General features: G+C 33.4%; 24 protein-coding genes. 8 read left to right on the top strand and 16 right to left on the bottom strand.

Features of this window, described 5'->3' with window-relative positions; translation table 11 throughout:
* Positions 1 to 4: 4 nt before the first annotated feature.
* On the bottom strand, positions 5 to 478 hold the full coding sequence (locus tag GSY47_RS05660) for a hypothetical protein (RefSeq protein ID WP_179002373.1): 474 nt from the start codon (positions 476 to 478) through the stop codon (positions 5 to 7).
* Positions 479 to 739: 261 nt separating this feature from the next.
* On the opposite strand from GSY47_RS05660, the gene GSY47_RS05655 reads away from it, so the two are divergent.
* Positions 740 to 1,618 (top strand): PPK2 family polyphosphate kinase, encoded by an 879-nt coding sequence (locus GSY47_RS05655; RefSeq protein ID WP_179002372.1) that lies wholly within the window; start codon positions 740 to 742, stop codon positions 1,616 to 1,618.
* A 176-nt stretch (positions 1,619 to 1,794) separates the two neighbouring features.
* Here the strand turns inward: GSY47_RS05655 and GSY47_RS05650 are convergent, their stop codons facing one another.
* Positions 1,795 to 2,313, bottom strand: coding sequence for a hypothetical protein (locus GSY47_RS05650; RefSeq protein ID WP_179002371.1), 519 nt, complete (start codon positions 2,311 to 2,313; stop codon positions 1,795 to 1,797).
* A gap of 190 nt (positions 2,314 to 2,503) precedes the next feature.
* On the opposite strand from GSY47_RS05650, the gene GSY47_RS05645 reads away from it, so the two are divergent.
* The 3 genes from GSY47_RS05645 (at position 2,504) to GSY47_RS05635 (ending at position 6,202) form a co-directional block, all read left to right on the top strand.
* Positions 2,504 to 3,889, top strand: coding sequence for an MATE family efflux transporter (locus tag GSY47_RS05645; protein WP_179002370.1), 1,386 nt, complete (start codon positions 2,504 to 2,506; stop codon positions 3,887 to 3,889).
* An 89-nt stretch (positions 3,890 to 3,978) separates the two neighbouring features.
* Positions 3,979 to 4,206 (top strand): hypothetical protein, encoded by a 228-nt coding sequence (locus GSY47_RS05640; protein ID WP_179002369.1) that lies wholly within the window; start codon positions 3,979 to 3,981, stop codon positions 4,204 to 4,206.
* Positions 4,207 to 4,267: 61 nt separating this feature from the next.
* Positions 4,268 to 6,202: an LTA synthase family protein gene (locus GSY47_RS05635; RefSeq protein WP_179002368.1), complete on the top strand. Its 1,935-nt coding sequence runs from the start codon at positions 4,268 to 4,270 to the stop codon at positions 6,200 to 6,202.
* An 89-nt stretch (positions 6,203 to 6,291) separates the two neighbouring features.
* Here GSY47_RS05635 and meaB read toward each other — a convergent pair whose 3' ends face one another.
* The 3 genes from meaB to GSY47_RS05620 all read right to left on the bottom strand — a co-directional run bounded on the left by meaB (position 6,292) and on the right by GSY47_RS05620 (position 8,761).
* Positions 6,292 to 7,383: a methylmalonyl Co-A mutase-associated GTPase MeaB gene (gene meaB, locus GSY47_RS05630; RefSeq protein ID WP_179002367.1), complete on the bottom strand. Its 1,092-nt coding sequence runs from the start codon at positions 7,381 to 7,383 to the stop codon at positions 6,292 to 6,294.
* A 271-nt stretch (positions 7,384 to 7,654) separates the two neighbouring features.
* Positions 7,655 to 8,296, bottom strand: a complete 642-nt coding sequence (locus GSY47_RS05625; RefSeq protein WP_179002366.1) for an NAD(P)-dependent oxidoreductase — start codon at positions 8,294 to 8,296, stop codon at positions 7,655 to 7,657.
* A 57-nt stretch (positions 8,297 to 8,353) separates the two neighbouring features.
* A complete protein-coding gene (locus tag GSY47_RS05620) occupies positions 8,354 to 8,761 on the bottom strand; it encodes an RrF2 family transcriptional regulator (protein ID WP_109194644.1) in 408 nt (135 codons plus the stop codon).
* A 286-nt stretch (positions 8,762 to 9,047) separates the two neighbouring features.
* Here GSY47_RS05620 and GSY47_RS05615 point away from each other — a divergent pair, with 286 nt between their 5' ends.
* Together GSY47_RS05615 and GSY47_RS05610 are read left to right on the top strand one after the other, a co-directional pair.
* Positions 9,048 to 9,959, top strand: coding sequence for an AEC family transporter (locus GSY47_RS05615; RefSeq protein WP_179002365.1), 912 nt, complete (start codon positions 9,048 to 9,050; stop codon positions 9,957 to 9,959).
* Between the two features lie 112 nt (positions 9,960 to 10,071).
* Positions 10,072 to 10,710 (top strand): peroxiredoxin, encoded by a 639-nt coding sequence (locus GSY47_RS05610; protein ID WP_091492334.1) that lies wholly within the window; start codon positions 10,072 to 10,074, stop codon positions 10,708 to 10,710.
* Positions 10,711 to 10,890: 180 nt separating this feature from the next.
* Here GSY47_RS05610 and GSY47_RS05605 read toward each other — a convergent pair whose 3' ends face one another.
* The 3 genes from GSY47_RS05605 to GSY47_RS05595 all read right to left on the bottom strand — a co-directional run bounded on the left by GSY47_RS05605 (position 10,891) and on the right by GSY47_RS05595 (position 15,414).
* On the bottom strand, positions 10,891 to 13,128 hold the full coding sequence (locus GSY47_RS05605) for a cation:proton antiporter domain-containing protein (RefSeq protein WP_179002364.1): 2,238 nt from the start codon (positions 13,126 to 13,128) through the stop codon (positions 10,891 to 10,893).
* Positions 13,129 to 13,298: 170 nt separating this feature from the next.
* A complete protein-coding gene (gene purB, locus GSY47_RS05600; RefSeq protein WP_179002363.1) occupies positions 13,299 to 14,645 on the bottom strand; it encodes an adenylosuccinate lyase in 1,347 nt (448 codons plus the stop codon).
* Between the two features lie 79 nt (positions 14,646 to 14,724).
* Positions 14,725 to 15,414, bottom strand: coding sequence for an SIR2 family NAD-dependent protein deacylase (locus GSY47_RS05595; protein WP_179002362.1), 690 nt, complete (start codon positions 15,412 to 15,414; stop codon positions 14,725 to 14,727).
* Between the two features lie 137 nt (positions 15,415 to 15,551).
* Here GSY47_RS05595 and GSY47_RS05590 point away from each other — a divergent pair, with 137 nt between their 5' ends.
* Positions 15,552 to 16,214: a TrmH family RNA methyltransferase gene (locus GSY47_RS05590; protein ID WP_179002361.1), complete on the top strand. Its 663-nt coding sequence runs from the start codon at positions 15,552 to 15,554 to the stop codon at positions 16,212 to 16,214.
* Positions 16,215 to 16,370: 156 nt separating this feature from the next.
* On the opposite strand, the gene secA is transcribed toward GSY47_RS05590, so the two are convergent.
* The 5 genes from secA to GSY47_RS05565 all read right to left on the bottom strand — a co-directional run bounded on the left by secA (position 16,371) and on the right by GSY47_RS05565 (position 22,296).
* The gene (secA, locus tag GSY47_RS05585; RefSeq protein ID WP_179002360.1) at positions 16,371 to 19,718 is read right to left on the bottom strand and encodes a preprotein translocase subunit SecA; all 3,348 of its coding nucleotides are present in this window, start codon (positions 19,716 to 19,718) and stop codon (positions 16,371 to 16,373) included.
* Between the two features lie 86 nt (positions 19,719 to 19,804).
* The gene (locus GSY47_RS05580) at positions 19,805 to 20,026 is read right to left on the bottom strand and encodes a DUF2795 domain-containing protein (protein ID WP_007138072.1); all 222 of its coding nucleotides are present in this window, start codon (positions 20,024 to 20,026) and stop codon (positions 19,805 to 19,807) included.
* A gap of 238 nt (positions 20,027 to 20,264) precedes the next feature.
* The gene (locus tag GSY47_RS05575) at positions 20,265 to 20,834 is read right to left on the bottom strand and encodes a cob(I)yrinic acid a,c-diamide adenosyltransferase (protein WP_179002359.1); all 570 of its coding nucleotides are present in this window, start codon (positions 20,832 to 20,834) and stop codon (positions 20,265 to 20,267) included.
* Between the two features lie 64 nt (positions 20,835 to 20,898).
* Complete coding sequence (locus GSY47_RS05570; RefSeq protein WP_219071138.1) at positions 20,899 to 21,576, bottom strand: transglutaminase domain-containing protein; 678 nt, start codon at positions 21,574 to 21,576, stop codon at positions 20,899 to 20,901.
* Positions 21,577 to 21,609: 33 nt separating this feature from the next.
* Positions 21,610 to 22,296, bottom strand: a complete 687-nt coding sequence (locus GSY47_RS05565) for an ABC transporter ATP-binding protein (protein ID WP_179002357.1) — start codon at positions 22,294 to 22,296, stop codon at positions 21,610 to 21,612.
* Between the two features lie 293 nt (positions 22,297 to 22,589).
* Between GSY47_RS05565 and GSY47_RS05560 the strand changes: the two genes are divergently transcribed.
* Positions 22,590 to 23,249: a DUF6565 domain-containing protein gene (locus tag GSY47_RS05560; RefSeq protein ID WP_179002356.1), complete on the top strand. Its 660-nt coding sequence runs from the start codon at positions 22,590 to 22,592 to the stop codon at positions 23,247 to 23,249.
* Between the two features lie 53 nt (positions 23,250 to 23,302).
* Here GSY47_RS05560 and GSY47_RS05555 read toward each other — a convergent pair whose 3' ends face one another.
* The 3 genes from GSY47_RS05555 to GSY47_RS05545 form a co-directional block, all read right to left on the bottom strand.
* Positions 23,303 to 24,082, bottom strand: a complete 780-nt coding sequence (locus GSY47_RS05555) for an O-methyltransferase (protein WP_179002355.1) — start codon at positions 24,080 to 24,082, stop codon at positions 23,303 to 23,305.
* A 19-nt stretch (positions 24,083 to 24,101) separates the two neighbouring features.
* Positions 24,102 to 24,566: an FKBP-type peptidyl-prolyl cis-trans isomerase gene (locus GSY47_RS05550; RefSeq protein ID WP_091492205.1), complete on the bottom strand. Its 465-nt coding sequence runs from the start codon at positions 24,564 to 24,566 to the stop codon at positions 24,102 to 24,104.
* Positions 24,567 to 24,680: 114 nt separating this feature from the next.
* The gene (locus GSY47_RS05545) at positions 24,681 to 26,543 is read right to left on the bottom strand and encodes an ABC-F family ATP-binding cassette domain-containing protein (protein WP_179002354.1); all 1,863 of its coding nucleotides are present in this window, start codon (positions 26,541 to 26,543) and stop codon (positions 24,681 to 24,683) included.
* Positions 26,544 to 26,589 lie beyond the last annotated feature (46 nt).

Below are 26,589 nucleotides of genomic sequence, written 5' to 3'. Positions count from 1 at the left end.
TTTTTTATTTTTTAGATTTTATAAGTCTTGTAGTTTCATTATTTACAACTTCTTGAATTCTGTCCAAGGTACTAGATGAAATGCATTCTGCAACACTTATATACACTAATTTATTGTCATCTTTTAAATTAATGTTCTTTATCAATGCTTTATCTGAACTATTCATTCCGCTTATTAAATATATTGGAGTTTCGTTTTTATAAAGTAATGTAGCAATTTCAACTGCTCTTTTTAAAATCGCATTTTGGATTTTCTCTTCGTATTCTACATACTGTACATAACGAACGCACTGATATAAACTGCAAAATGGTATTTTGTTTAATTTGGCTCTATTTTTAACTTCAGGAAGTGGCTTTAACTGTGAGAAACATTTTCCAAAACTCTCAACATAAATTTGATCTTCAAGTGAATCAATTTCGTTTTGAGAGAAGCCTTGAAATCCTAATAAAAGTAGAATTATTATAATTTTCTTTTTCATTCTTTAAATATAAATTCTAAAAATTACAGGTAAAAGTTCTTTTGAAAATGACTGCCTAGCCCTGATAGTCCCGAAGCTTCGGGAGAAATACTTTGAAAAGAAATGGCATTTTTTCCTGACAGAACAAAGCGACTCCCGATGCATCGGGATAAGCTCTTGTTATGGCTTTGGAAAAAAGCAATTTATTGAAAAGTATTGCAATGAATAGCAGGATTATGCTATGTAAAAGTAGTATATTTATGATAATTAAAAATGCGAAATATGAAATCAATAGACCCGAAAGATTTTAGAGTTACAGATAAAATCAAGTTAAGTAAACTTCCAACTTTATTAAAAGTAGATGCAGATGATGATGAAAAAGAAGAAAAACTCGATAAGGTTCAGGCGAAATTAAGTGAATTACAGGATGTGATGTATGCGCATAATAAATACGCTGTTTTAATCTGTCTTCAGGGAATGGACACTTCGGGAAAAGATAGTTTGATTCGGGAAGTTTTTAAAGAGTTTAATCCACGTGGAGTAGTGGTGCATAGTTTTAAAACACCAAATTCAAGTGAGTTGGAGCATGATTATTTATGGCGCCATTATATTTCTTTGCCAGAAAAAGGAAAGTTTGCGATTTTTAACAGAACACATTACGAGAATGTTTTGGTAACACGAGTGCATCCTGAATATATTTTGTCTGAGAATTTACCGGATATTAATTCAGTAGATGATATTACAGAGGATTTTTGGGAAGATAGAATTAAACAGATCAATAATTTTGAAAAACATATTGCTCAAAACGGAACAATTGTGATGAAGTTTTTCTTGCATTTGAGTAAAGAAGAACAACGCCAGCGTTTACTGAGACGTTTGGAAGAAGAAAAGCACAACTGGAAATTCTCGCCTGGAGATTTGAAAGAACGAGGTTATTGGGATGAATATATGGAGTATTACGAAGAGGCGATTAATAAGACTTCTACTAAACATGCTCCATGGTACATTGTTCCTGCAGATGACAAAGAAATGTCACGTTACATTGTGGCTAAAATTATCTGGGAAGAAATGAAAAAACACACTGATATTAAAGAACCTGAACTAGACGAAAAAACAAAACTGAATATTGAGCTGTATAAAAAAGAACTCGGTGAAAAATAAGTTGAGTTTAATTAGAAAATGAGTTAATTTGATAATTCTTATAACCCGACAGGTTTCTAAAATCAGTCGGGTTTAATTTTGTTTTGAAAACTAAACTTTATAAAATAAAAAAATCCGACAGTTATGCAGACTGTCGGATTTTTACCAAAAACAAAATAATAAATTAAACCTATTTTTTATAGTTTAAAACCATAAGCAACACGCAGTGCTACTTGATTGGTTCTAAAATCTTTATAATCTTCGTAACGAACGCTCAAATCAATATATTTGTTAGCGTATCCAATTCCTGGAGCCCATAAAAATGTCGTTTTATCGTAACCATTTGTTACAGCAAAACCAGCACCTAATTCTCCTAAAACATAAAACTGATCTTTTAAAACAAAAGCTTTAAAACCTGCTTTAGCAGGAATAAATCCAACATCTTTTATGTTATTTCCCAAATCATCTTTTCCCATAAATAAGTTTGTAAAACCTGTAGTTAAGGTTAAAGAGGCTTTTTTAGAAAGATCGTATTGTAAACGAACGTCTCCGCCAAGAGCCCAGTCGTAATCGCCATCGGTCGGTAATCCTCCATTTAAACCGAATCCTAATCTAAATCCCTGATCGTAATTTGTTGCTTCTGTTTCTTGAGCGAAAGTGTTGTTGGAGAATAAAAAAGCAAAAGCAGCTAGGCAAATAATCTGTAATTTTTTCATGGCTTATATATTTGAATTATTAATAATGTAAAAGTAAAACGGAGGTATTTCGAGTTTGTTATACAATTTTTAAAAATCTTTATATAATATTGAGTTCGTCTTATTTTTTGCTTAAAATTGGTATATAATATTATTAATAGGATAGAATTCGAAGCTTCTGATTATCTTTGCCGACTAAAATTGATTACAAGTGAATTTAAAGCAGTACACCCAAGAGTTTTCGTATAATTTAAGACTGGCTTACCCTGTTATTTTAGGAATGGTCGGGCATACCTTAATTGGTATTGTCGATAATATTATGGTGGGAAAAATTGGGAGTACAGAACTGGCTGCGGTTTCTCTTGGTAATAGTATGATTTTTATTGCAATGTCTCTGGGAATTGGATTTTCAACGGCTATTACTCCAATTGTTGCTGAAGGCGATGCAGAGAAAAACGATATTAAAATTCGTTCTGCATTTCATCACGGTTTGTTTCTTTGTACAATTCTTGGTTTGATACTTTTTAGTGTCATAATGTGCGCAAAACCCATAATGGAATTGCTAAAACAGCCGGAAGATGTTATTGTTTTGGCAAAACCATATTTAGGCTGGGTGGCTTTTTCATTGATCCCATTAGTAATGTATCAAGGCTATAAACAATTTGCAGACGGAATGTCATTAACGAAATATTCGATGTATGCCATGGTAATGGCCAATGTATTGCACGTTGGAATCAATTATGTTTTGATCTATGGAATTTGGTTTTTTCCTAAAATGGGAATTATTGGTGCAGCATTGGGTACCGTGATTTCAAGAATCTTTTTGGTCATGTTTATGCATATTATGCTTTCGCGAAGAGAAGATTTAAAGCGTTTTTTCAAAGGGTTTAGTTTTAATGAAATTAAAAAAGCAACTATAAAGAAAATTATCAGCATTGGTTTTCCATCAGCCATGCAAATGTTGTTTGAAGTGGTTTTGTTTACAGCTTCGATCTGGCTTTGCGGGAATATTGGAAAAACAAGTCAGGCGGCAAATCAAATTGCACTGAGTTTGGCTTCGCTTACTTTTATGTTTGCAATGGGATTAAGCGTAACTTCGATGATTCGTGTGAGTAATCAAAGAGGCTTGATGGATTATAAAAAACTACTTGTTGTAGCGAGATCTATTTTCCTGCTGGCTATTGTTTTAGAAGTTTTCTTTGCTTTGGTTTTCATTGCTTTTCATACTGTTTTGCCTCATATTTTCTTGAATATGGAAAACACAATTCAGCTTACGGATAATACAGAGGTAATTGCAATTGCTTCGAAATTATTACTGATAGCGGCTGTTTTTCAGATTTCCGACGGAATTCAGGTTGTAGTTTTAGGAGCGCTAAGAGGATTACAGGATGTTAAAATTCCAATGTATATTACGTTTGTGGCGTATTGGGTAATTGGTTTTCCGATTTCTTATTATTTGGGGGAACATACCGAATTGAAAGCGCAAGGAGTTTGGATTGGACTTTTAGCAGGTCTAACCGCTGCGGCTGTGATGTTGTATTTACGCTTTAATTATCTGACTAAGAAATTAATTACAAATTCGGTTTCAAATAACTAAATTTGGATCTAAAATAAGTCACTTTTGATAAAGAAATCTTTTTAATCTGTGGCAAAAAATAAAAATAACCATTAATAAAAAAAATAAATATGGAATTACCTAAATTTTTACTTGGAGACAATACTGATTTTCCAGATGATATCTTTATCATTCATCTTGATTATCCAAGATTTATTATCAATTTGAAAGACGATGAGGTTGAGTTTTTAGAAGAACCTGAAGATCTTGATGAAGCAGAATTAAATGCCGAAATGGAAAGTTTAATTGAGAAAGCGAATGAGTTTTATGATCGCGAAGTAAATCGTTACGAAGAGTAAAAGATGCCTCTTTTGCGTCTTTACTTTTAAGTTTATTTTTTACGTTCTTATTTTATTTCCAATGAAAAAATTAAGTTTTTTAAAACCGATTTTCAATTTTATTTTAATCGGTTTACTGATTACAACGCTAAGTCGAATATTTTTATTTTTTATTTTTAAAGAAAGAGTAGAACAGACACCCGATTTCTGGTATATTTTTCCAATCGGACTTCGAATGGATTTGATATTATTGTGTTATTTATCGTTTCTTCCTGCGTTACTAATCACTTTTTTACCCAATAAATGGCTGAAATTCACGAATAGGTTTCTTGTAACCTACAGTTTTTTATTCCTGTTTTTAATTCTGTTTGTAGAATTAGCTTCGCCAGATTTTGTAAAACAATACGATACACGTCCCAATAAGATTTTCTTAGATTATCTGATCTATCCAAAAGAAGTTGTTGGCATGCTTTTAAAAAGTTATCTGACTTCAATAATTGTGACATTTCTTATTTTGGGATTGGTGCTTTATTTTGCTTTCAAAAAAGGGAAAAAGTTTTTTTATACAGCAAGTGCAGATTATAAGTTTAAATTGATGATTTTTCCATTGCTGGCTTTTTTATTGTTTTTTGGAGCACGTTCGAGTTTGACTTCCAAACGTCCAATTAATGCTAGTAATGCTGTTTTCTCTACAGATCAACTGACGAATACTCTTGGTTTAAATTCGTTTTATACCGTTGCTTTTGCTGCTTATTCGATTAAAAACGAAGGGAACACCAAAATGTATGGTAAAATGGATGAAGCCGAAGCAATCGCTCGTGTAAAAAAATACATGATTGCTGGTCCAAATGATTTTACAGATGCAACAATTCCATTTTTGCATGTGCAGCAACCAGATTCTATTAGGAATAAACCTTATAATTTGGTTATTTTTCTCCAAGAGAGTTTAGGTGCAGAGTATGTTGGGATTTTAGGAGGAAAACCATTAACTCCTGAATTTGATAAATTATCTAAAGAAGGAACTTTATTTACCAATTTATACTGTACGGGAACAAGAAGCGTCCGCGGAATTGAAGCAGTTGTAACTGGATTTTTACCTTCACCATCAGAAAGTGTTGTAAAACTTGGAAACTCGCAGCAAGGCTTTTTTACTTTAGCGGAAGCGTTAAAACAAAAAGGTTACGAGACCAGTTTTATTTACGGCGGAATGGCGAATTTTGATAATATGGCTTCATTTTTTAATGGAAATGGTTTCAGCGATATTGTAGATCAAGAAGATTTTGATTCTGATGGGAATAAATATGCTTTCAAAGGAACTTGGGGTTATTCTGATGAAGATTTGGTAACCAAAGCCAATCAATATTTCAAGTCAAAAGGAGATAAACCATTTTTCTCTCTGATGTTCTCAACTTCAAATCATGAACCGTTTGAATATCCAGCAGGAAGAATCAAACCTTATGATAAAAAGCCTGCAACAGTAAATAATGCGATGAAATATGCCGATTTTTCTATTGGTAAATTCTTCGAATTGGCAAAAAAAGAAGCTTATTTTAAAAACACTATTTTCATCGTAATTGCGGATCACAATACCAGAACATACGGAAAGAATTTAGTGCCAATAAATAAATTTCATATTCCAGCATTTATAATGGGACCAGGAGTTCCAAAAAATGCGGTATATGATAGATTGTCAAGTCAGATTGATATTCCGCCGACTTTATTAAGTTATTTAGGACTTCCTTTCGAAACCCCAATGGTTGGTAGAAATTTGAGCAAATTAGATCCAAAAGTGCAGGGTAGAGCAATCATGCAGTTTAATGATATCAATGCTTTTAGAGTTGAAAATCAGGTCGTAATTATGCAACCTAATTTGAAACCACTGCAGTTTGAAATCAAAAACGATACGACTTTAATTCCTGTGAAATTAAATGAAGAATTAGCAAAAGATGCTTTGGCGCATGTCATTACAGCTGGGAATTTGTATAAAGAGAGCAAATATAAACTGCGAAAGAAATAATTTCCCACGATATAAGTAATGTAAGTTCATTTAAACAGCATGAGCTAAAACTTAAATTTTCTTATGTTACTTATATGGTTTAAATAAAGTTACTGTTTTTTAAAGTACAGTTGTAACAAATCCTGAGCAGCTGCAAAAGATGAAATTTCATTATTTTGCACTGCTTTTTTATTTTTTTCTAAAAGTGAAATAATTTCAGGCTGATTGTAGAAATTTTGTTTCAATTGCTCGTTGATGGTTTCCATCATCCAGAAATGATTCTGTTCGTTTCTTTTTTCTTGAAAGAACCCCGTTTCTTTAGTCATTTCAAAATAATCAGAAATAGTATTCCAGATTTCAGAAATACCTTCTTTTGTGACAGAACTGCAAGTTGTTACTTTTGGCTCCCAGTTTGATTTTTTGGGAGGAAATAAATGCAAAGCTCGATTAAACTCCACTTTCGCTTGATTGGCTTTCTTAATATTGTCTCCGTCTGCTTTGTTGATGACAATAGCATCTGCCATTTCCATAATGCCACGTTTGATACCTTGAAGTTCGTCGCCGGCACCAGAGATTTTTAATAAAAGAAAAAAATCAACCATACTGTGAACAGCGGTTTCACTTTGGCCGACACCAACGGTTTCAATAATAATAGTATCAAAACCTGCTGCTTCGCAAAGAATAATGGTTTCTCTTGTTTTGCGTGCAACACCACCTAAAGTATCTCCAGAAGCACTTGGTCTAATAAAAGCATTTTCGTCTTTTACCAATTCTTCCATTCGGGTTTTATCGCCCAAAATACTTCCATGCGAAAGAGAACTACTTGGATCAACCGCTAAAACGGCTACTTTTTTTCCTAACTGTGTGAGATGTTTTCCAAAAGCTTCAATAAAAGTACTTTTTCCAACGCCGGGAACGCCTGTAATTCCAATACGAATGGACTTATTGGCATGTTGTAAACAGCCTTGAACGACAGCACTGGCTTTTTCAAAATGATCTGGATTTGTACTTTCAATTAGAGTGATCGCTCGGCTTAAAGAAGTTCTGTTTCCTTCCAGAATACCTTTGATTAATTCTTCAGAAGAAGGCTGTTGTCTACGTTTGTTTTTAATTTGATTAATAGCCGATATATTGGTGATTTCGGGAGATGAAATCCCAGGTTTTTCAGAGATGTTTCCAGCTTGTTTATTCAAATTTGACAAAATGCACTTTTTAGAAATGTAAAAGTACTGAAAACAAAAACAGTTTCAAAAGACAAAACTTCCTTTGAAACTGCATAAATTTATTTGCCACGAATTCACGAATTATTGTTGCATTTTTTGTTAATCTAATCGAAGCCGAATGACACAAAAGTAGCTCGTCAACGATTGATAATTTTGATTAAATAATTATTCGTGTAATTTTTACTTTCGTCAAAATGAAATATAGAATTCTATTAAAAAATAATTCGTGAATTCGTGGCTAAAAAAAAAATTAGTAACCCGCCGTAAAGCGAACCTGATGATGTTTTGGAGTTTCTACTTCATCAGCAATAACAACCGCTAAATCTTCAACAGATAAAATACTTCTTTGCTCCTCATTGAAAACAGGATTTTCTAAACCTAGACGGTATTTTCCAGTTCTTCCAGTTTTAGTTCCAGCATGCATTTCAAATGCTGGACTGAAAAATGCCCAATCCAGATCTTTTTCTTCTTTAATGATATTTAAATAATGTCTTGCAGCGTTTGCACCAGGATAAATTTCTTTAGGGAAATCTGGAGTATCAACCGCTTGTAAATCTGGAGCTACAAATAAACTTCCTGCCCCGCCAATAGTGATAAAACGTTTTACGCCTGATTTTTTAACCGCTTCCTGAATTGCTTTTGAACCAGCTAAAAAGTCATCGTAAATGTTTGGGTTTGTCCATCCCGGGTTGTAAGCGTTAACAACAGCATCATGACCTTTTAAGATTTCTGTCAAGGCGTCAACGTTAAAAATATCTGCTGCTACCCAAGTAGCGTTTGCTGTGTCTTTTGGAGTTCTTGCAATAGCAGTAATTTCATGTTTTCTGTCTGCTAATTCGTTTAAAATTGCTGAGCCAACAAATCCAGTAGCTCCAATAAGTGCGATTTTCATAATATATAAATTTATTTAGTAATAAAAAATGTTACAGTTTTGGCTAAAAAAATAGTTTTAAAATTGATTCGAAAAATCTTCTAATGAAATTCCTTCCAGTTGTGCACTGACTTTTTGATTCATTTCGCTGTATAAAGCTTCCAAATGCTGATTAATGTTTTTTCCAACGGGACAATCAGGATTTGGCTGATTCTTTGCAAAACCTAAACCAATGCTTTCAAAGGTCATTTCGAATATTTGTTTTAAAGTCAGTTCAGCAGCGTTGACTGCCAATTTTGTACCGCCATTTTTTCCTTCTTTACTTTCTACGATATGATGTGCTTTTAAATTGGCAATTTCTTTTCGAACCAAAACAGGATTTAGATTAATACTTCCTGCAATAAATTCCGATGATAAAAAATCATTAGGGAATTTATGGAGCAAAGTAAGAATGTGAATCGTTATGGCAAATTTACCTGAAATCATACTGTAATAAAATATGTTACAAATTTATGCTTTTTTGTAACACAAAATACTAATTTAACTTTTTTTTAGTGATTAGTGAATAGTCTTTAGTAGTTAGTCCTTAGTGATTAGTCTTTTAGCTTTTAATGCTTAGTAATTATTACTTTTGCTTGTAAATTAGTAAAATACTATTAGTGTGATTGAGAATTTTAGCAGAAGGATTGTGAGTATTGATCTTAGATCCTGAAAAATTTATTACTGAAAATACATTACTATTTACTAAGGACTAATTACTAAGGACTAATTAATGAACAACTTTCTTCTAATATTTTTATTTCTTGCACTCGGTTTAGTTTTACAGAGAGTAAAACAATTTCCGACTCATATCTATAAGACATTAAATAAAATTGTTATTTATTTCTGCCTTCCAGCAATTACACTTTATCATATTCCTAAGATTAAATGGAGTAATGAATTACTGTTTCCAATAGGAGCGGGCTGGATTACTTATATTTTAGCTTTTCTATTTTTTCATATTTTAGGAAGAAGAAAAGGCTGGTCAAATAAATTGATTGGCTGTCTGATTTTGACTGCCGGATTAAGTAATAGTTCCTTTTTGGGTTATCCAATCATTGAAGCTTTGTTTGGAAAAAAAGGATTAGAAACAGCAGTTTTAGTAGATCAGCCTGGAACTTTTGTGGTGGTTTCTACGCTTGGTGTTTTTACAGCAGCTTTTTATTCTAAAGGAAGTCCAAACTTTTTGGGAATTTTCAAGAAGATCATCACGTTTCCTCCATTTTTGATGTTTGTTTTAGCTTGTATTTTCAATGTTTTAAATTATGATTTACATGAAAATATTCAGGATATTTTACTTAAAATTGGAAGTTTAGTAACGCCGTTAGCATTGCTTTCAGTTGGTTTACAATTAACTTTTGATCGGAAAAGCCAGCATTGGAAATTCTTAAGACTGGGACTTTTCTTCAAGCTGATTTTAGTTCCATTTGTGATTTTTGTGCTCTATGTTTTTATTTTTAATCAGCGTTCGGAAGCTATAAAAATCACTTTAATGGAAACGGCAATGGCTCCCATGATCACAGGTGCAATTTTAGCTTCGACTTATGGCTTAAAGCCAAAATTAAGCAGTATGATGATTGGTTTTGGAATCCCGATTTCTTTCGTAACTCTTGCAATTTGGTACTTTATCTTAAGTTTTATTTAGTTCAAAATACTAATTAGATAGAGAAAGTAGAATTTTAACTTTTTTTTACCTTTTCAATGTTTTCTACATGCATTTTTTAGTTAATTTTAGAGGAACTAAAAAAAGATATATTATGTCAACATTAAGATTAGGCGATATAGCTCCAGATTTCAGCGCAGAAACCACGCAGGGACCAATCAATTTTCATGAATGGTTAGGAGATTCTTGGGGTGTTTTATTTTCGCATCCAGCAGATTTTACTCCTGTTTGTACAACTGAATTGGGAACTGTAGCGAATTATGTTCCTGAATTTACTAAAAGAAATACAAAAGTTATTGCTTTGAGTGTAGATGGTTTAGACTCGCATAAAGAGTGGATTAAAGACATTAACGAAACGCAAAATACAGAAGTTAATTTTCCAATTATTGCAGATGAAGATAAAAAAGTAGCGAATTTATACGATATGCTTCATCCAAATGCAAGTGACAAATTTACAGTGCGTTCTGTTTTTGTGATTGGCCCAGATAAAAAAATTAAATTGACTCTGACTTATCCAGCTTCAACAGGAAGAAATTTTGATGAATTGCTTCGTGTTATTGACAGTTTACAATTAACCGCAAATTACAGCGTTGCAACTCCTGCTAATTGGAAAGACGGAGAAGATGTAGTAATTGCGCCAGCAATTCCGGACAGCGACATTCCAGCAAAATTCCCAAAAGGACATACACCAATAAAACCTTATTTACGTTTGACTCCACAGCCAAATAAGTAATTTGAGGTTCTAAGATACTGAGATGCTAAGATTCTAAGTTTTTTTCTTAGAATTTTAGCATTTTTGCTTTTATGGAATAAAGTAAAAAAAAGCGTTGGAATTTTCACTTATGAAAATCTCAACGCTTTATAAAAAAAACTGAGAATCTTAGCATCTTAGAACCTTAGTATCTTAAAAAACTCACTTTGCAGATAATAAAGTATTCATTCTTTTTTTATCTCCAACAACCCAAAGAATATCATTTTTTTCTAAGATTAAACTGGATTCTGGATTTAGGATACGATTTCCGTTTCGTTCGATTCCTACAACCATTCCGTCGGTTTTGGCTCTAAATTGTCCTATGCTTTTTTGAATAAATTCATCTTGGGAAACTTCTAGTTGACGTAAAACAATATCTGTTTCTTCTACTTTCCCAGGAGCTTCAGTTTCATTTTGATTTAAATACTTTGTAAATTCAACAATTTGGGCATCGGTACCAATTACACAAATTTCGTCTCCTGGAAATAAACGTTCATTTTTGGTCGGTATTGGAATGGTTACTTCGCCGCGTTTGATGTAAGCAATGTTAATTCCTAATGATTCTCGGATCTTTAATTCCTGCAGTGTTTTTCCAACAAGATTCGATTCTTTTTTAATTTCAAAAAAGGACATGTGACCGTCCCACGGCATCAAATTAGCATATCTTCTATCAATCTTTTTGTTTTCACGATCGTTGAGGTTTTTCAAAAAGTGATTTTCGATTTTATGATATTGTTCATTTAATTTTTTAGGGAAAATTTGATAGGCTCCAATAGCGATAATAAGCGCTATAAAAGCAACCAAAGGCGAGAAGAAGATATTCAATAAAAAACCGACAAAGAATAATCCGAGACTCATCCTGATTAGAATAAGCATCAATAATGCCCCACGGTATTTACGCTCTTCCCAAAGTATTTCTACTTCATCTACTTTAACACGACGGAGTGACAATGCCCATAAAAATGGTGCAATAATCACTAAAGTCAATAAAGCAGCTAAAGTATTTCCAAATCTAGTATCGGCCACTAAAGGCGCAACGAATTTAGATGACAATAAAATAATTGCAGTAATAATAATAGTATGAAGGATAATTTGAGTAATAGAAGATCGCAATACAATCTGCCAAGTACTTACCGATTTGATTGCTTGGGCATTGACACTGTATCTGTTGATGTTTTTAACCCATCGTTTCGGCATTTTTGATTCTAAAAACAAAGCAAATCTTTCCGAATACTTAATTAAAAATGGAGTTGTAAACGTGGTTATTGCCGATACCGCTACGATAATTGGATACAAGAAATCACTGGTTACTTTCAGCGTCATTCCAAGTGTTGCAATGATAAAAGAGAACTCTCCAATTTGCGCCAAACTCATTCCTGTCTGTACAGACTGTTTAAGAGGCTGACCAGAAATTAAAGCTCCTATAGAAGAACTAAATGCTTTTCCGAAAATAGTTAAAAGTGTAATCAAACCAACTGGAAGCGCATAGGTCAATAGCGTTTCAGGATTAATTAACATTCCGACAGATACAAAGAAAACAGCGCCAAATAAATCTTTTACAGGCTGAATTAAATGCTCAATTTTTTCTGCCTGTGTAGTTTCAGCAATAATAGAACCCATTATAAAAGCGCCTAAAGCGGGAGAAAAACCAACATTTGCTGCAAACATTACCATCATCAAACACAATGCTAACGAAATAATAAGCAGCATTTCATCAGTTAAAAGATGCTTTGCTTTTTTCAAAATCGTTGGAATAATAAAAATTCCTCCTAAGAACCAAATGATCAAAAAGAATACTAATTTTAAAACAGACTGTAATAATTCGCCTCCAGAAACCTGATCGCTTACTGCAATTGTCGATAATAAAACAAGCATTAAAATGGCTACAATATCTTCAACAATTAAAGCTCCAAAAACAATTCCAACGAACTTTTTTCCTTTCACTCCCAATTCATCAAAAGCCCTGATAATAATCGTTGTGGAAGAAATAGAAAGTGTCGCTCCAAGGAAAATACTGTCCATTTTTCCCCAGCACATCCACTGGCCGACACAATAACCAATTAATGTCATAAACATAATTTGGGTTATAGCGGTAACAGAAGAGGTTCCTCCAACCTTCATAAGTTTCTTAAAGCTGAATTCGAGTCCTAAACTAAAAAGTAAAAATATAACCCCGATTTCTGCCCAAACTTCAACACTTTTCATGTCTGTTATAGAAGGGAAAAAATCAAAATGGTTTCCGGCTAAAAATCCTGCAATCAGGTAGCCTAGAACCAAAGGCTGTTTCATTTTTTTAAATAGTAGAACGGCAATTCCGGCAGTCATCAGGATTAATCCCAAATCACTAATTAAAGGTTGTAAGTGGTGTGTACTTTCGGCAGCGGCATTTAATGCAATCATATAAAAACGTGGTATTTTTTTAAGGAGCTGATCCAGCTTTTCATTGTAATGAAATCCACTGCACTTTTATAAGAATAAATGGCTAGGTAATACTGGTTTAGCTCCGAATTAAATAAAAAAAGCTATCTCGATAAAGATAGCTTTTTTTGACAAAATATTTGGTATTTTCTTTAGATTCCTGTGTAATTACTAGGAGTTATTGCTAATAATTCTGCTCTAACAGCATCTGAAACTTCTAAAGTTGCAATAAAATTATGAATTGCATTTTTATCAATAGCTTCATTTGTTCTTGTTAGGCCTTTTAAAGCTTCGTAAGGGTTTGGATACGCTTCGCGACGTAAAATAGTCTGAATTGCTTCAGCCACAACGGCCCAGTTTCTTTCTAAATCTTCAGCAAATTTACTTTCGTTTAAAAGTAATTTATTTAAACCTTTTAGAGTTGCTTCAAAAGCGATAATGGTATGTCCAAATGGCACACCAACGTTTCTTAAAACCGTACTGTCCGTTAAATCACGCTGTAATCTTGAGATTGGTAATTTTGCAGAAAGATGTTCAAAAATAGCATTTGCAATTCCTAAGTTTCCTTCAGAGTTTTCAAAGTCAATTGGATTTACTTTGTGTGGCATTGCAGAAGAACCAATTTCCCCAGCTTTGATTTTTTGTTTGAAATAGTCCATTGACACATAAGTCCAAATATCACGGTCTAAGTCTATAATAATAGTATTGATTCTTTTTAAAGCATCGAAAAAAGCAGCAAAATGATCGTAATGCTCAATTTGTGTTGTTGGGAAGGAATGCTGTAAACCAAGATCTGTTTCAACAAATTTATTTCCGAACTGTTTCCAGTCAATTTGCGGATACGCTACATGATGAGCATTGAAGTTTCCTGTTGCACCACCAAATTTAGCTGCAAATGGAACATTAAATAACAAACGCATCTGCTCTTCTAAACGCTCTACGAAAACCAAAATCTCTTTTCCTAAACGAGTAGGAGAGGCAGGTTGTCCGTGTGTACGTGCCAGCATTGGAATATCCTTCCATTCAACGCTTAATTCTTTTAATTTGGCAATTACAGCAACTAAAGTCGGCATATAAACTTGCTCAAATGCTTCTTTTGTCGAAAGCGGAATAGCAGTATTATTGATATCTTGAGACGTTAATCCGAAATGAATGAACTCTTTGTATTGAGATAAGCCTAATTTTTCAAAAGCATCTTTGATAAAGTATTCTACCGCTTTTACGTCGTGGTTGGTTACTTTTTCTGTTTCTTTAATCCAAAGCGCATCTTCAGTTGAAAAATTTTTGTAGATGTTTCTCAAGCTTTCAAACAAACTTGCGTCAATACCTTGTAGTTGAGGTAATGGAATTTGGCATAAAGCAATGAAGTATTCCACTTCAACTAAAACACGATATTTTATTAAAGCTTCTTCAGAGAAAAAAGGTGCTAAATTTTGAGTTTTATTTCTATATCTTCCATCAATTGGAGAAATAGCATTCAATTCGTTTAGAGTAGTCATTGTTATGTTGTTTTTTCGAAAGGTGCAAATATAAACAGAATTTGGCGATTACAGGCAATTAAAACGCGCATTTGTGCATTCAAAATGAATTTAATCGCGTTCTCAAGTCTGCTACTCCTTCGGATGCAAATTTGGCAATCGTTTCTACTTTATTTCGGATATTCGGAATTGCAATTGGTTTGGGATCAATGTAAAAAATAGGAGTTGTACTCGGAACATAAGCTGTCAATCCTGCAGCAGGATAAACTTGAAGCGAAGTCCCAATTACGGCAAAATAATCTGCAGTTTCGGTTATGTCAATCGCTTCTTCCAAGGCTGGAACTTCTTCGCCAAACCAAACAATATGCGGGCGCAATTGATGTCCGTTTGCATCAAGATCGCCAGTCTTTAAATCTTCTGTCCAGTCTAAAATTAGATTTTTATCCCGAACGCTTCGAACTTTTAATAATTCTCCATGCAAATGTAAAACCTTTGTGCTTCCAGCGCGTTCATGTAAATCGTCAACATTTTGAGTGATAACGTAAACATCAAAATCTTTTTCCAGCTCAGCCAAAATTATATGTCCTAAATTCGGATTGACCTCTTTTAACTGCTGACGGCGTTTGTTGTAAAAATCTAAAACTAATTCTTGATTTTTATGCCATCCTTCAGGAGTTGCAACTTCCATTACATCATGTCCTTCCCACAAACCATCACTGTCACGAAAGGTTTTGATGCCACTTTCAGCACTAATTCCAGCTCCGGTTAAAATAACAAGTTTCTTTTTCATTTTATATGAAGTTTTTTTTGATTCTTATTCAAAGATAATCAAATGAGATTTTTTTCAAATGAAATGGTTATTTTCGCAGACTTAAATTTCCTTAATGTAGACTGACGAACTTATAGTTAGTAATAAAAAGAATTAAAATGATTGATTTAGATTACCTCGCATTTTTAGAAAATATATTAACCGATAATAGAAAAGCTAATTTTTTAAAAGTTTTAGAAAATCGAACAAAACATTTTACTGTCGCTGTTGAAGATGTTTATCAGATGCACAATACAAGCGCAGTGATGCGAAGCTGTGAAGTTTTTGGAATTCAAGAATTGAATGTAATTGAGCAGCGTTTTGGAAAACGTATTGACAAAGAAATTGCGTTAGGTGCGCAAAAATGGGTTGACATCAATCGATTTGATTCGGTTTCTGGCTGTCTTTCTGATCTGAAAGGTAAAGGCTATCAAATCATTGCGACAACGCCGCATGAAAAAGACTGCATGTTGGAAGATTTTGATATTTCAAAGCCAAGTGCATTGTTTTTCGGAACTGAAAAGGAAGGTTTATCCAAAGAAATTATGGATAATGCTGATGGATTTTTAAAAATTCCAATGGTTGGTTTTACTGAAAGTTTGAATATTTCGGTTTCCGCAGCAATCATCATCCAAAGCTTAACTAACAGATTAAGAAGATCTGATATTAACTGGAAACTGACTGATGAAGAAATTTTGGTAAAACGTTTGCTTTGGGCAAAGAATTCTATAAAAGATATTAAAAGAATTGAAGAAAGATATTATCAGGATAACCCTAGATAAGTCTCAGTTTACAGTTTTCAGTCTCAGTTTGGAACCTGTAAATTAGTTTTTTAAATAACTTAAAAACAAAAGACCGACAGTTTTAAACTATCGGTCTTTTTTTTATTATTAAAGGATCAGTCTGTAAACTGTGACTGCAACTGAATACTTAAAAATTTATTCATTAACCAAAACCCAAGTTCCGGCAGCTAAAAGACTTTCAGCTTTTTTGAATTTCATTGTTTCTGTTTTACCAGTAGCAACTTCCTGAACTGTAACAGTATCATTTCTGTTGATTTTTGGTGTATCTCTAACGATAGTTTCTGTAACCTGACGCTGTTGAGTTTCTCCAGCTTCACGGTTGATGCTTTCGCTGTTTGGGATTTCGTCTTTACTTAATTGTAAATTTTCTTTTGGACGAGCTACTTCTCTTGCTTCGTGAATTTCAGGAGCGTTTTGAGCAGGTAAATCACCTTTGAATAAGAATGAAATAACTTCTTTATTAACGTTATCCAGCATTCCTCTAAACAAGTTGAAAGCTTCTAATTTGTAAATAAGCAATGGGTCTTTTTGCTCGTGAACAGCCAATTGAACAGATTGTTTCAATTCGTCCATTTTGCGTAAGTGTTTTTTCCAAGCTTCATCAACAATAGAAAGTGTTATGTTTTTCTCGAAATCAGCAATTAATTGAGCTCCTTCGCTGTCATAAGCTCTTTTCAAGTCAGTTACCACATTCAAAGTTTTGATTCCGTCTGTAAATGGAACTACGATTCTTTCAAAATGATTGTTAGGCTCTTCGTAAACTCCTTTGATAATTGGGAAAGCTTCTCTTGCGCTTCTTTCAGTTTTTTCTGTGTAGAAAGCTAAAGCTTCTTTGTATACTTTACCAGTAACTTCAATATCAGACAATTTTAAGAAATCTGCTTCTGAAATTGGAGACGTGATTCCGAAATAACGAATTAAATCAAATTCGTATCCTTTGAAATCATTTGCCACTTTACTGTTGCTAACGATTAATTCGCAAGTATCATAAAGCATATTCGCAATATCCAGTTTCAAACGCTCACCAAATAAAGCGTGACGACGACGTTTGTAAACTACTTCACGCTGAGAATTCATTACGTCATCATATTCTAATAAACGTTTACGAACACCAAAGTTATTTTCTTCTACTTTTTTCTGAGCACGTTCGATCGATTTAGTCATCATAGAATGCTGAATAACTTCACCTTCTTTCAATCCCATTCTGTCCATTACTTTCGCTACTCTTTCAGAACCGAATAAACGCATTAAGTTATCTTCAAGAGAAACATAAAATTGAGAACTTCCCGGATCTCCCTGACGACCAGAACGACCACGTAACTGTCTGTCAACACGACGTGAATCATGACGTTCTGTACCCACGATTGCTAAACCTCCCGCAGCTTTAACTTCTGGAGATAATTTAATATCGGTACCACGACCAGCCATGTTTGTTGCAATTGTTACCACTCCAGCTTTACCAGCTTCTTCAACGATTTGTGCTTCTTGCTTGTGCATTTTAGCATTCAATACGTTGTGCGTGATTCCTCTCATTTTAAGCATACGGCTCAATAATTCTGAAATCTCTACAGAAGTTGTTCCAATCAATACTGGTCTTCCAGCCTGTGATAATTCAGTAACGTCTTCGATAACAGCGTTGAATTTTTCACGTGTAGTTTTGTAGATATAATCTTCTTTGTCAATTCTTGCAATTCCACGGTTAGTTGGAATTTCAACAACGTCTAATTTATAAATCTGCCACAACTCGCCAGCTTCTGTAACAGCTGTCCCCGTCATACCAGCTAATTTGCTGTACATTCTGAAATAATTCTGTAATGTTACTGTTGCAAAAGTTTGTGTAGCAGCTTCGATTTTTACGTTTTCTTTAGCTTCGATCGCTTGGTGTAATCCGTCTGAGTAGCGACGACCATCCATGATACGACCGGTTTGCTCATCGACAATCATAATTTTGTTGTCCATGATCACATACTCTACATCTTTTTCGAATAAAGCATAAGCTTTTAAAAGTTGCGTTAAAGTGTGGATACGCTCGCTTTTTACTCCAAAATCTTGGAATAATCTTTCTTTAGCTTCCGCTTCCGCATCTTTATCTAATTTTTGTTTTTCGATAGCAGCGATTTCTGTTCCGATGTCTGGTAAAACGAAGAAATCGGCATCTGTATCTCCAGAAAGGTATTTGATACCGTTATCTGTTAACTCAACTTGATTGTTTTTTTCTTCAATCACAAAATATAAAGCTTCGTCAACTTTATGCATTTCGCGATTGTTATCCTGCATATATTGATTTTCAGTTTTTTGAAGCAATTGTTTAATTCCTTCTTCACTCAAAAATTTAATTAATGCTTTATTTTTAGGTAAAGATCTGTAAGCTCTTAATAATAAGAAACCTCCGTCTTTAGTATTTCCTTCTTTGATTAATTTTTTAGCTTCAGCTAAGAAACCATTTGCTAACTGACGTTGTTGTGCAACTAAGTTTTCGATTTTTGGTTTCAATTCGTTGAATTCGTGACGATCTCCCTGAGGAACCGGTCCAGAAATGATAAGCGGTGTTCTGGCATCATCAATTAATACAGAATCCACCTCGTCGACAATGGCAAAATTGTGTTTTCTCTGTACTAAATCGCTAGGAGAGTGTGCCATGTTATCTCTTAAGTAATCAAAACCAAATTCGTTATTGGTTCCGTAAGTGATATCAGCGTCGTATGCTTTCTTTCTTTGTTCAGTACTTGGCTGATGATTATCGATACAGTCAACAGATAAACCGTGGAATTCGAACAAAGGTGCTTTCCATGTGCTATCACGTTTTGCCAAGTAGTCATTCACTGTTACTAAGTGAACTCCATTTCCAGTCAAAGCATTTAAGTAAAGTGGAAGTGTAGCAACCAAAGTTTTACCTTCACCCGTTTGCATTTCGGCAACTTTACCTTCGTGTAAAACCATACCACCAATCAACTGAACATCATAGTGAATCATGTCCCAAGTGATGTCTTTTCCGGCAGCATTCCATTTATTAGCCCAAACCGATTTATCACCTTCAATAGTAATATATGGTTTTGTTGCAGAAAATTCACGGTCTTTTGCAGTTGCAGTAACCTCAATGTGAGAGTTTTCTTTGAAACGACGAGCCGTTTCTTTTACTACAGAAAAAGCTTCTGGAAGAATTTCCAATAAAGTTTTCTCAGAGATTTCATAAGCTTCTTTTTCAAGAGCATCTATAGCATCATAAAGATCTTCTCTTTTGTCGATGTCTTCGATGTTTTCTACTTCCGCTTTAAGCGCAGCAATTTTAGCATCTTTGTCAGCTCTGGCTTCTTTAATTCTGTCTTTAAAATAAACAGTTCTTCCTCTCAATTCGTCGTTAGTTAGACTCATTAAGGGAGCTTCGAATGTTTTAATTTTATTTAAGTAAGGTTGTAAAGCTTTGACATCTTTCTGTGATTTATCACCCACAAAGACTTTAATAATACTGTTTATGAAACTCATGATTTATTGTATTTCTTTATTATTTATATGTATTTGAACCAAAAAAAAAGCCTCTATGATGAGACTTTTTCCTTTGGTTTATTTTTTTAATATTCATCCTCATTCCAAAGATAATCTTCGTCTGTTGGATAATCAGGCCAAATTTCTTCCATTGATTCATATATCTCGCCTTCATCTTCGATTGATTGAAGGTTTTCTACTACTTCTAATGGAGCACCAGCTCTAATAGCGTAGTCAATAAGTTCATCTTTGTTAGCAGGCCATGGCGCATCACTTAAATAAGATGCTAATTCTAATGTCCAATACATCTGTTATCTGTTTAGTTTGTGCAAAAATAAATTTTTTACTGAAAAAGACAAGTAAATTTTGATTTATTTTAATAAAATTTAAGAACGTCCTTTGGTAAATCCCAATTTTTAAGTTTCAAATTCCAAAAAAGAAGCTTAAAACCTCCAATTTTACAGCTTTTACGCATAACTTAAATTCAAAGAATTTCAGTTTTTTATTGGAATTTGGGATTTCAAAAAATTGGAATTTTAAGAAAATTTACTTTCTCGGAATCCATTTCACTTCCTCCGCTTTAAGGTCTGAGGACAACTTTCGTGCCAAGACAAAAAGGTAGTCAGAAAGTCGGTTTAAGTACATAATTGCGATTTCTGGAACGTGCTCATTATGACTTAAATGTACTGCCAAACGTTCTGCGCGACGGCAAATACAGCGTGCTATATGACAATGTGACACGGTTGGATGTCCGCCAGGTAAAACAAAATGAGTCATTTGCGGAAGGCTTTCTTCCATTTTATCTATTTCGTTTTCGAGTAATTCAATATCAGATTCAATTATCCCCAAATTTTCTAAGCGAAGTTTTCCGTTTTTTAGCACTTCTTTTTCTTGTGGAGTTGCCAAAATGGCACCAACGGTAAAAAGACGATCCTGTATTTCTATTAAAATAGTTTTATAATGATGATCCATTTCCTGATCACGAATTAATCCAATGTATGAATTAAGTTCATCAACAGTTCCATAACTGTCAATTCTAATATGGTCTTTCGGTACGCGGGTTCCTCCAAAAAGAGCTGTTGTACCTTTGTCGCCGGTTTTGGTATATACTTTCATTTTTTTAAGATGCTAAGGTTCTGAGATTCTGAGATGCTAAGTTTCTTGGTTTGTAATTTCTATATTAAAGTTTAATTCTTTCCAGTCTTTTATTTTCCATTTCCGTACTAAAAAAAACATCCTTAGAAATTGGGTTTTCTAAAAGCTGCCATTCAGGTTTTTCAGGTAAATGTTCCAGGATAAAATCTTCGGGATTGTCTAGTAAGTAACGGACAGATAATTGTTTCTCAAAAAATAATTTTCCATCTTCATTTTCAAAGGCTCCACCAGCTCCCCAGGTTACATCTATAAATTCCCATTTGTCATACATTTTGACAGCATTCCAGGCGTGATTTGTTTCCTTTAGATATTCACCGTTATAATTATAACCTTTGCCATAACCTGTAATGACTTCACACTTTATTTTTAGATTAAGACAGATTTCCTGAAATAAATTTGAATAACCTGCACAAACTGATTTTCTGTCAGAAAAGGTAGTTTCAGCAGAAACATCATCTATTGTATTGTTTGCGTAAGATTCGATATCATAATCAATATTTAAACAAATCCAGTAATAAATTAATTGAACAAGTTCTTTTTTAGTTTTTGCTCCTCTTGCTAAATATTTGCTTAAATCTTCAATGTCTTTAGTTTCAGATTCAGGTGCTTTTTTGGCATATTCTATTAATCTGTAATACGTTTGATTTTGAGCACTAATTGAAATAGTGAAAAATAATACAAACGAGACGAGGATTTTTTTCACTCTGAAATTTATTTTTAATACAAAAATCTAAAATTATTTAGTCGTATCGCTTTCAATTAAACCATCACGCAAACGAATTACTCGATGTGCATAAGCAGCAATATCTTCTTCATGCGTTACTAGAATTACAGTGTTTCCTTGTGCGTGAATATCTCCGAAAAGCTTCATGATTTCTATAGAAGTTTTACTGTCTAAGTTTCCCGTTGGTTCATCGGCAAGAATAATCGAAGGCTTATTAACCAAAGCTCTGGCTACAGCAACACGCTGGCGTTGTCCTCCAGAAAGCTGATTCGGCTGGTGATCCATTCTATCGGCTAGATTTACTTGTTTTAGAACTTCGGTTGCACGTGCAATTCGGTCAGATTTTCCGTAACCGGCATAAATCATAGGAAGTGCTACATTATCTAATGCAGTTGTTCGGGGTAATAAATTAAAAGTCTGAAATACGAAGCCAATTTCTTTATTTCTGATTTCGGCCAATTCATCGTCTTTCATTTGGCTGACATCTTTTCCATTTAAGACATAACGTCCAGAAGTAGGTGTGTCTAAACAGCCTAATAAGTTCATTAAAGTTGATTTTCCGGATCCTGAAGGTCCCATTAATGCTACATATTCGCCTTTTTTTATTTCTAAATTAACTCCCTTTAAAACATAAACAATTTCGTTTCCTAAAACAAAATTTCGTCTGATATCGGTTATTTTAATTAATGGTTCAGCCATTTTAGTTTTCAATTTTGGATTTAAAAGTACAAAACACTTTTGAATAAAACTGATAAGTAGCTGATAATCGGTTTTTGTTACAAAAACATCATTTAGTTTATTGAAATAACAAAATAATCAACAATATATTTTTAAAGCCGTTATATCGTTGTGATGTTGTTTTGTATAATTATCATTATTTGGTTGAATTTATAAATTTATTATTTTATAAATCTTAAAAAGATGGGAATAATGTAATTTTAAGCATTTTCTTTTAAGTAAATTTGATATTATTAATTAAAACAATCAAAATTATGAAAAATATCAAAATAGCTACAGGAATTGCATTATTAGCGTTGAGCTTTACATCATGTAAAGACGAAAAACAAGAAAAGGCACAGAAAACAATTGATTCTTATGTAACCTACGTAGATTCGGTTAAAAATGTTAAAGCCGAAGATCTTAAAGAAAATTGGAATACTGTTGAATCGGAATACGATAGAAGAGCAGCAGAAGCTGATGCCGCTTTAGCAGATATTAAAGATAATACTGCCCAAACAGAGAAAATAAATGCAAGCAAAGCTAAGTATGAGGATTTTAAAAATGAAATGACCACCCTTCTTGCCCCACCGGCTCCAAGTCCTAAACAACAATTAAGAAATGCCTTATTTGGTGAAGGAAAAATTGGAGATGATATGAGCTTCAGCTGGGTAAACGCTCAGAATATTCATAGTGTGTACCAACAATTTGTTCATACGGTTGAAAATAATAAGGATAAATATTCTAGAGAAGACTGGGATGAAATTAAAGTATTGTATGAAGCACTTGACAGCAGAAAAAATACTGTTGAAAAAGAAGGTTTGACTGCAGCAGACAATAGAAAAATTGCTGGTTTGAAAATTAAGTTTGCGCCTATGTATACCGTAAATAGAATGGGAGCAAAAGCTGAAGAAAATAAAGAAGCAAAAAAATAAGCTTTAAGATTTTGAATTAGAAAAAAAGACGATCATTTATGATCGTCTTTTTTTTATGCCCTTATTATAAAATGTTCTTTTTCCTGTTCTCTTCTAAAAAACACAAATCCCCATTGAAAAGTATCAATAGTGACTTTTACTTTGGGATGATTCTTTATAATTTCCCAAGCTTCTTCCATTTCTTTTGACCAATGAATATCATCAAAAATCCAAATCGAATCATTATTGATTGTTGATAATAAAAGTTCAAAATAGGCTAAAGTTGCTTTTTTTGAATGATTGCCATCAAAATATATTAGATTGTATATTTTAGAATTTAGATTTTCTGAAACTAGAAAAGATTCAAATTCTGAAATGATATTTTCTACGTTTTTACAATCGAATTCATTTAGTTGATTTTGGGCAATACCAGCAGTATTCGGGCAACCTTCTATCGTAATTACTTTTGCTTTTGTATTTCCTAAAGCTAAAGCTGATGTTGCTAATCCTAAAGAGGTTCCTATTTCTAGAATAGTGTCAGGCTGAAAATAGCGAGTTACGCGAAATAATAATTCGGCTCTTTTTACCGAAATTCCAGCTGTTTGGGCAATTTTAGAAATCTGTCTTTGGTTTGATTTGAAGACTTTAGATCCTGCGCCAAAATCAGTTACTTCTATGAAGTTCTTGTTTTCTAAAAGTGATTTTCGATACTTTTTTAGAATAGCATATTCTGGTTTTGTCTTTCTATCGTAAAAACATTTTGTCAATAAATTAAAGACAAAAGGAGAATGCACCGCATGTTCATTTTTAGAATGCCAAAGAAATTTTAGATAAGATTGTATTTGAAAAAGCATTTAGAAACTTAGGAAGGAATTAATTTACTTTGATCAATTTTACATCAAAAATAAGTACAGAACCAGCTGGAATACCTGGTATACTAGTACTCCCGTAGCCTAAATGTGATGGGATAAGTAAGGTACCGCTTCCGCCTTCTTTAAATAACGGAATTCCTTCTGTCCAGCCTTGAATTACTCGGTTTAAAGGAAAAGTAGCTCCAGCACTTGTGCTTTGGTCAAAAGTTTTTCCGCTAGTGAAAGAACCTGTATAAGCAACCGTAACAGATGATGTTGCAGTTGGCTGTTTACCTGTTCCAGGTTCATCAATGATGTAATATAAACCAGAATCTGTTCGTACTGCTGTTAAATCGTTTTTAGCAATATAATCTTTAATCTCTTGCTCGTTTTCTTCTCTGTAATCTTTTGCTGGTGTTTCTTTGTCTGAACTTGAACACGAAATGAATAATGTTAAAGTAAATAATGCAGTTAATAATTTTTTCATGTAGTGTTTTATTTTTTTAATGCTGGTAAATATAGGGAAATTTAGTTTTTAGTCGCGGTCTCGGTTTTCAGTTTTTCTTAATTCTAAGTTGAAGCTGAAACCTGAAACTAAAACTTACCCTTCAAGTTTAGTCGAAAGTTCAAACCAGCGTTCTTCTTTTGTATCTATTTTTTTAATTATATTTTGAAGTTCATTTGCTTTTTTCTCGATGTCAGCATCTGCTACTTTTCCGTCAGAGAATAATTGTTCGATTTTAGTTTTTTCGATTTCCAAATCTTTTATTTCTCTTTCTATTTTCTGATATTCTTTTTGTTCGTTGAAAGTTAGGTTTCCAGTTGGATTATTTTGTTTCCAGTCTTTCTTTTCGGCTTTATTTTCTTCTTTTTGAGCAATATCGGCACTATCTTCGTAAGCTCTAAAGTCAGAATAGTTTCCTGGGAAATTTTCGATTTCGCCTTGTCCTCTAAAGACAAATAAGTGATCGACAATTTTATCCATAAAATAACGATCGTGAGAAACTACTAATAAACAGCCGGGATAATCTAAAAGAAAACTTTCCAGAACGTTTAATGTCACAATATCCAAATCGTTTGTAGGTTCATCGAGAATCAAAAAGTTCGGATTCTGAATTAAAACTGTACACAGGTATAAACGCTTTAATTCTCCTCCGCTTAGTTTTTCAACATAATCATATTGTTTTTTGGCATCAAAAAGGAAACGCTCTAATAATTGCGATGCTGAAATAATCTTTCCTTTTGCAAGCGGAATATATTCTCCGTATTCCTTAATAATATCAATAACACGCTGTCCTGGTTTAGGATTAATTCCAGATTGTGTATAGTAACCTACTTTTATGGTATCACCTTTTACAACACGTCCGCTGTCTGGCGGAATGGTTCCAGTCAATAAATTTAAGAAAGTAGATTTCCCAGTTCCGTTTTTACCAATAATTCCGATTCTTTCACCACGCTGAAAATCAAAGCTGAAATTGTCAAGAATAACTCGGTCTTTGAATTTTTTAGAAAGTTTATGAAGCTCGATAATCTTACTTCCCATTCTTTCCATATTAATTTCAAGCTCGACTTTGTTTTCTTTTCTTCGGCTCTGCGCTTTTTCTTTAATGATGTAAAAATCATCCTGACGAGATTTAGATTTTGTTGTTCTCGCTTTCGGCTGGCGGCGCATCCATTCTAATTCTTTTACAAATAAATTTTTTGCTTTGTCAATACTCGCATTTTCAGAAGTAATTCGTTCTTCTTTTTTCTCTAAGTAATAAGAATAGTTCCCTTTGTACTGATATAATTTTCCGTTATCTAATTCGATAATTTCATTACAAACACGCTCTAAGAAGAAACGGTCGTGTGTTACCATAAACAATGTAATGTTTTCTTTGGCAAAATAACTTTCCAACCATTCGATCATTTCAAGATCTAAGTGGTTGGTAGGCTCATCCAAAATCAATAAATCTGGGCGATTAATTAAAATGATAGCAAGAGAAAGACGTTTTTTTTGTCCTCCAGAAAGATTCTTTACTTTTAGTTTAAAATCTTCTAGTTTTAATTTGAAAAGTATCTGTTTGTACTGCGTTTCAAAATCCCAAGCATTGTGTTGATCCATTGCATCAAAAGCTTTTTGATAAGCCTCTGTGTCTTCAGGATTTTCTAGTGCTTTTTCGTATTTTTCGATTACTTTTAAAGTTTCATTATCTGAAGCGAAAATGCTCTCTTCAATCGTAAGTTCGTCCTGCAGATTATTATCTTGTGAAAGAAACGCCATTCTGATCCCTTTTCTCAAAACCACTTGCCCAGTATCAGGCTCTTCTTTACCATTGATGATGTTCATAATGGTTGTTTTTCCAGAACCGTTTTTAGCAATAAAAGCGATTTTTTGGTCTTTATTAATTCCAAAAGAAATGTTGTCAAAAAGGACTCTTTCGCCAAATGACTTTGAAATGTTTTCTACAGATAAATAGTTCACAAGAATAAAATTTTTTGCAAAAGTAAACTATTCTCTTACGATTTGC

The organism is Flavobacterium quisquiliarum (assembly GCF_019308285.1).
Lineage (GTDB): Bacteria > Bacteroidota > Bacteroidia > Flavobacteriales > Flavobacteriaceae > Flavobacterium > Flavobacterium quisquiliarum.
Note: the sequence above shows the minus strand (reverse complement) of the source record. Positions and strands in the feature narration are given on the sequence as shown.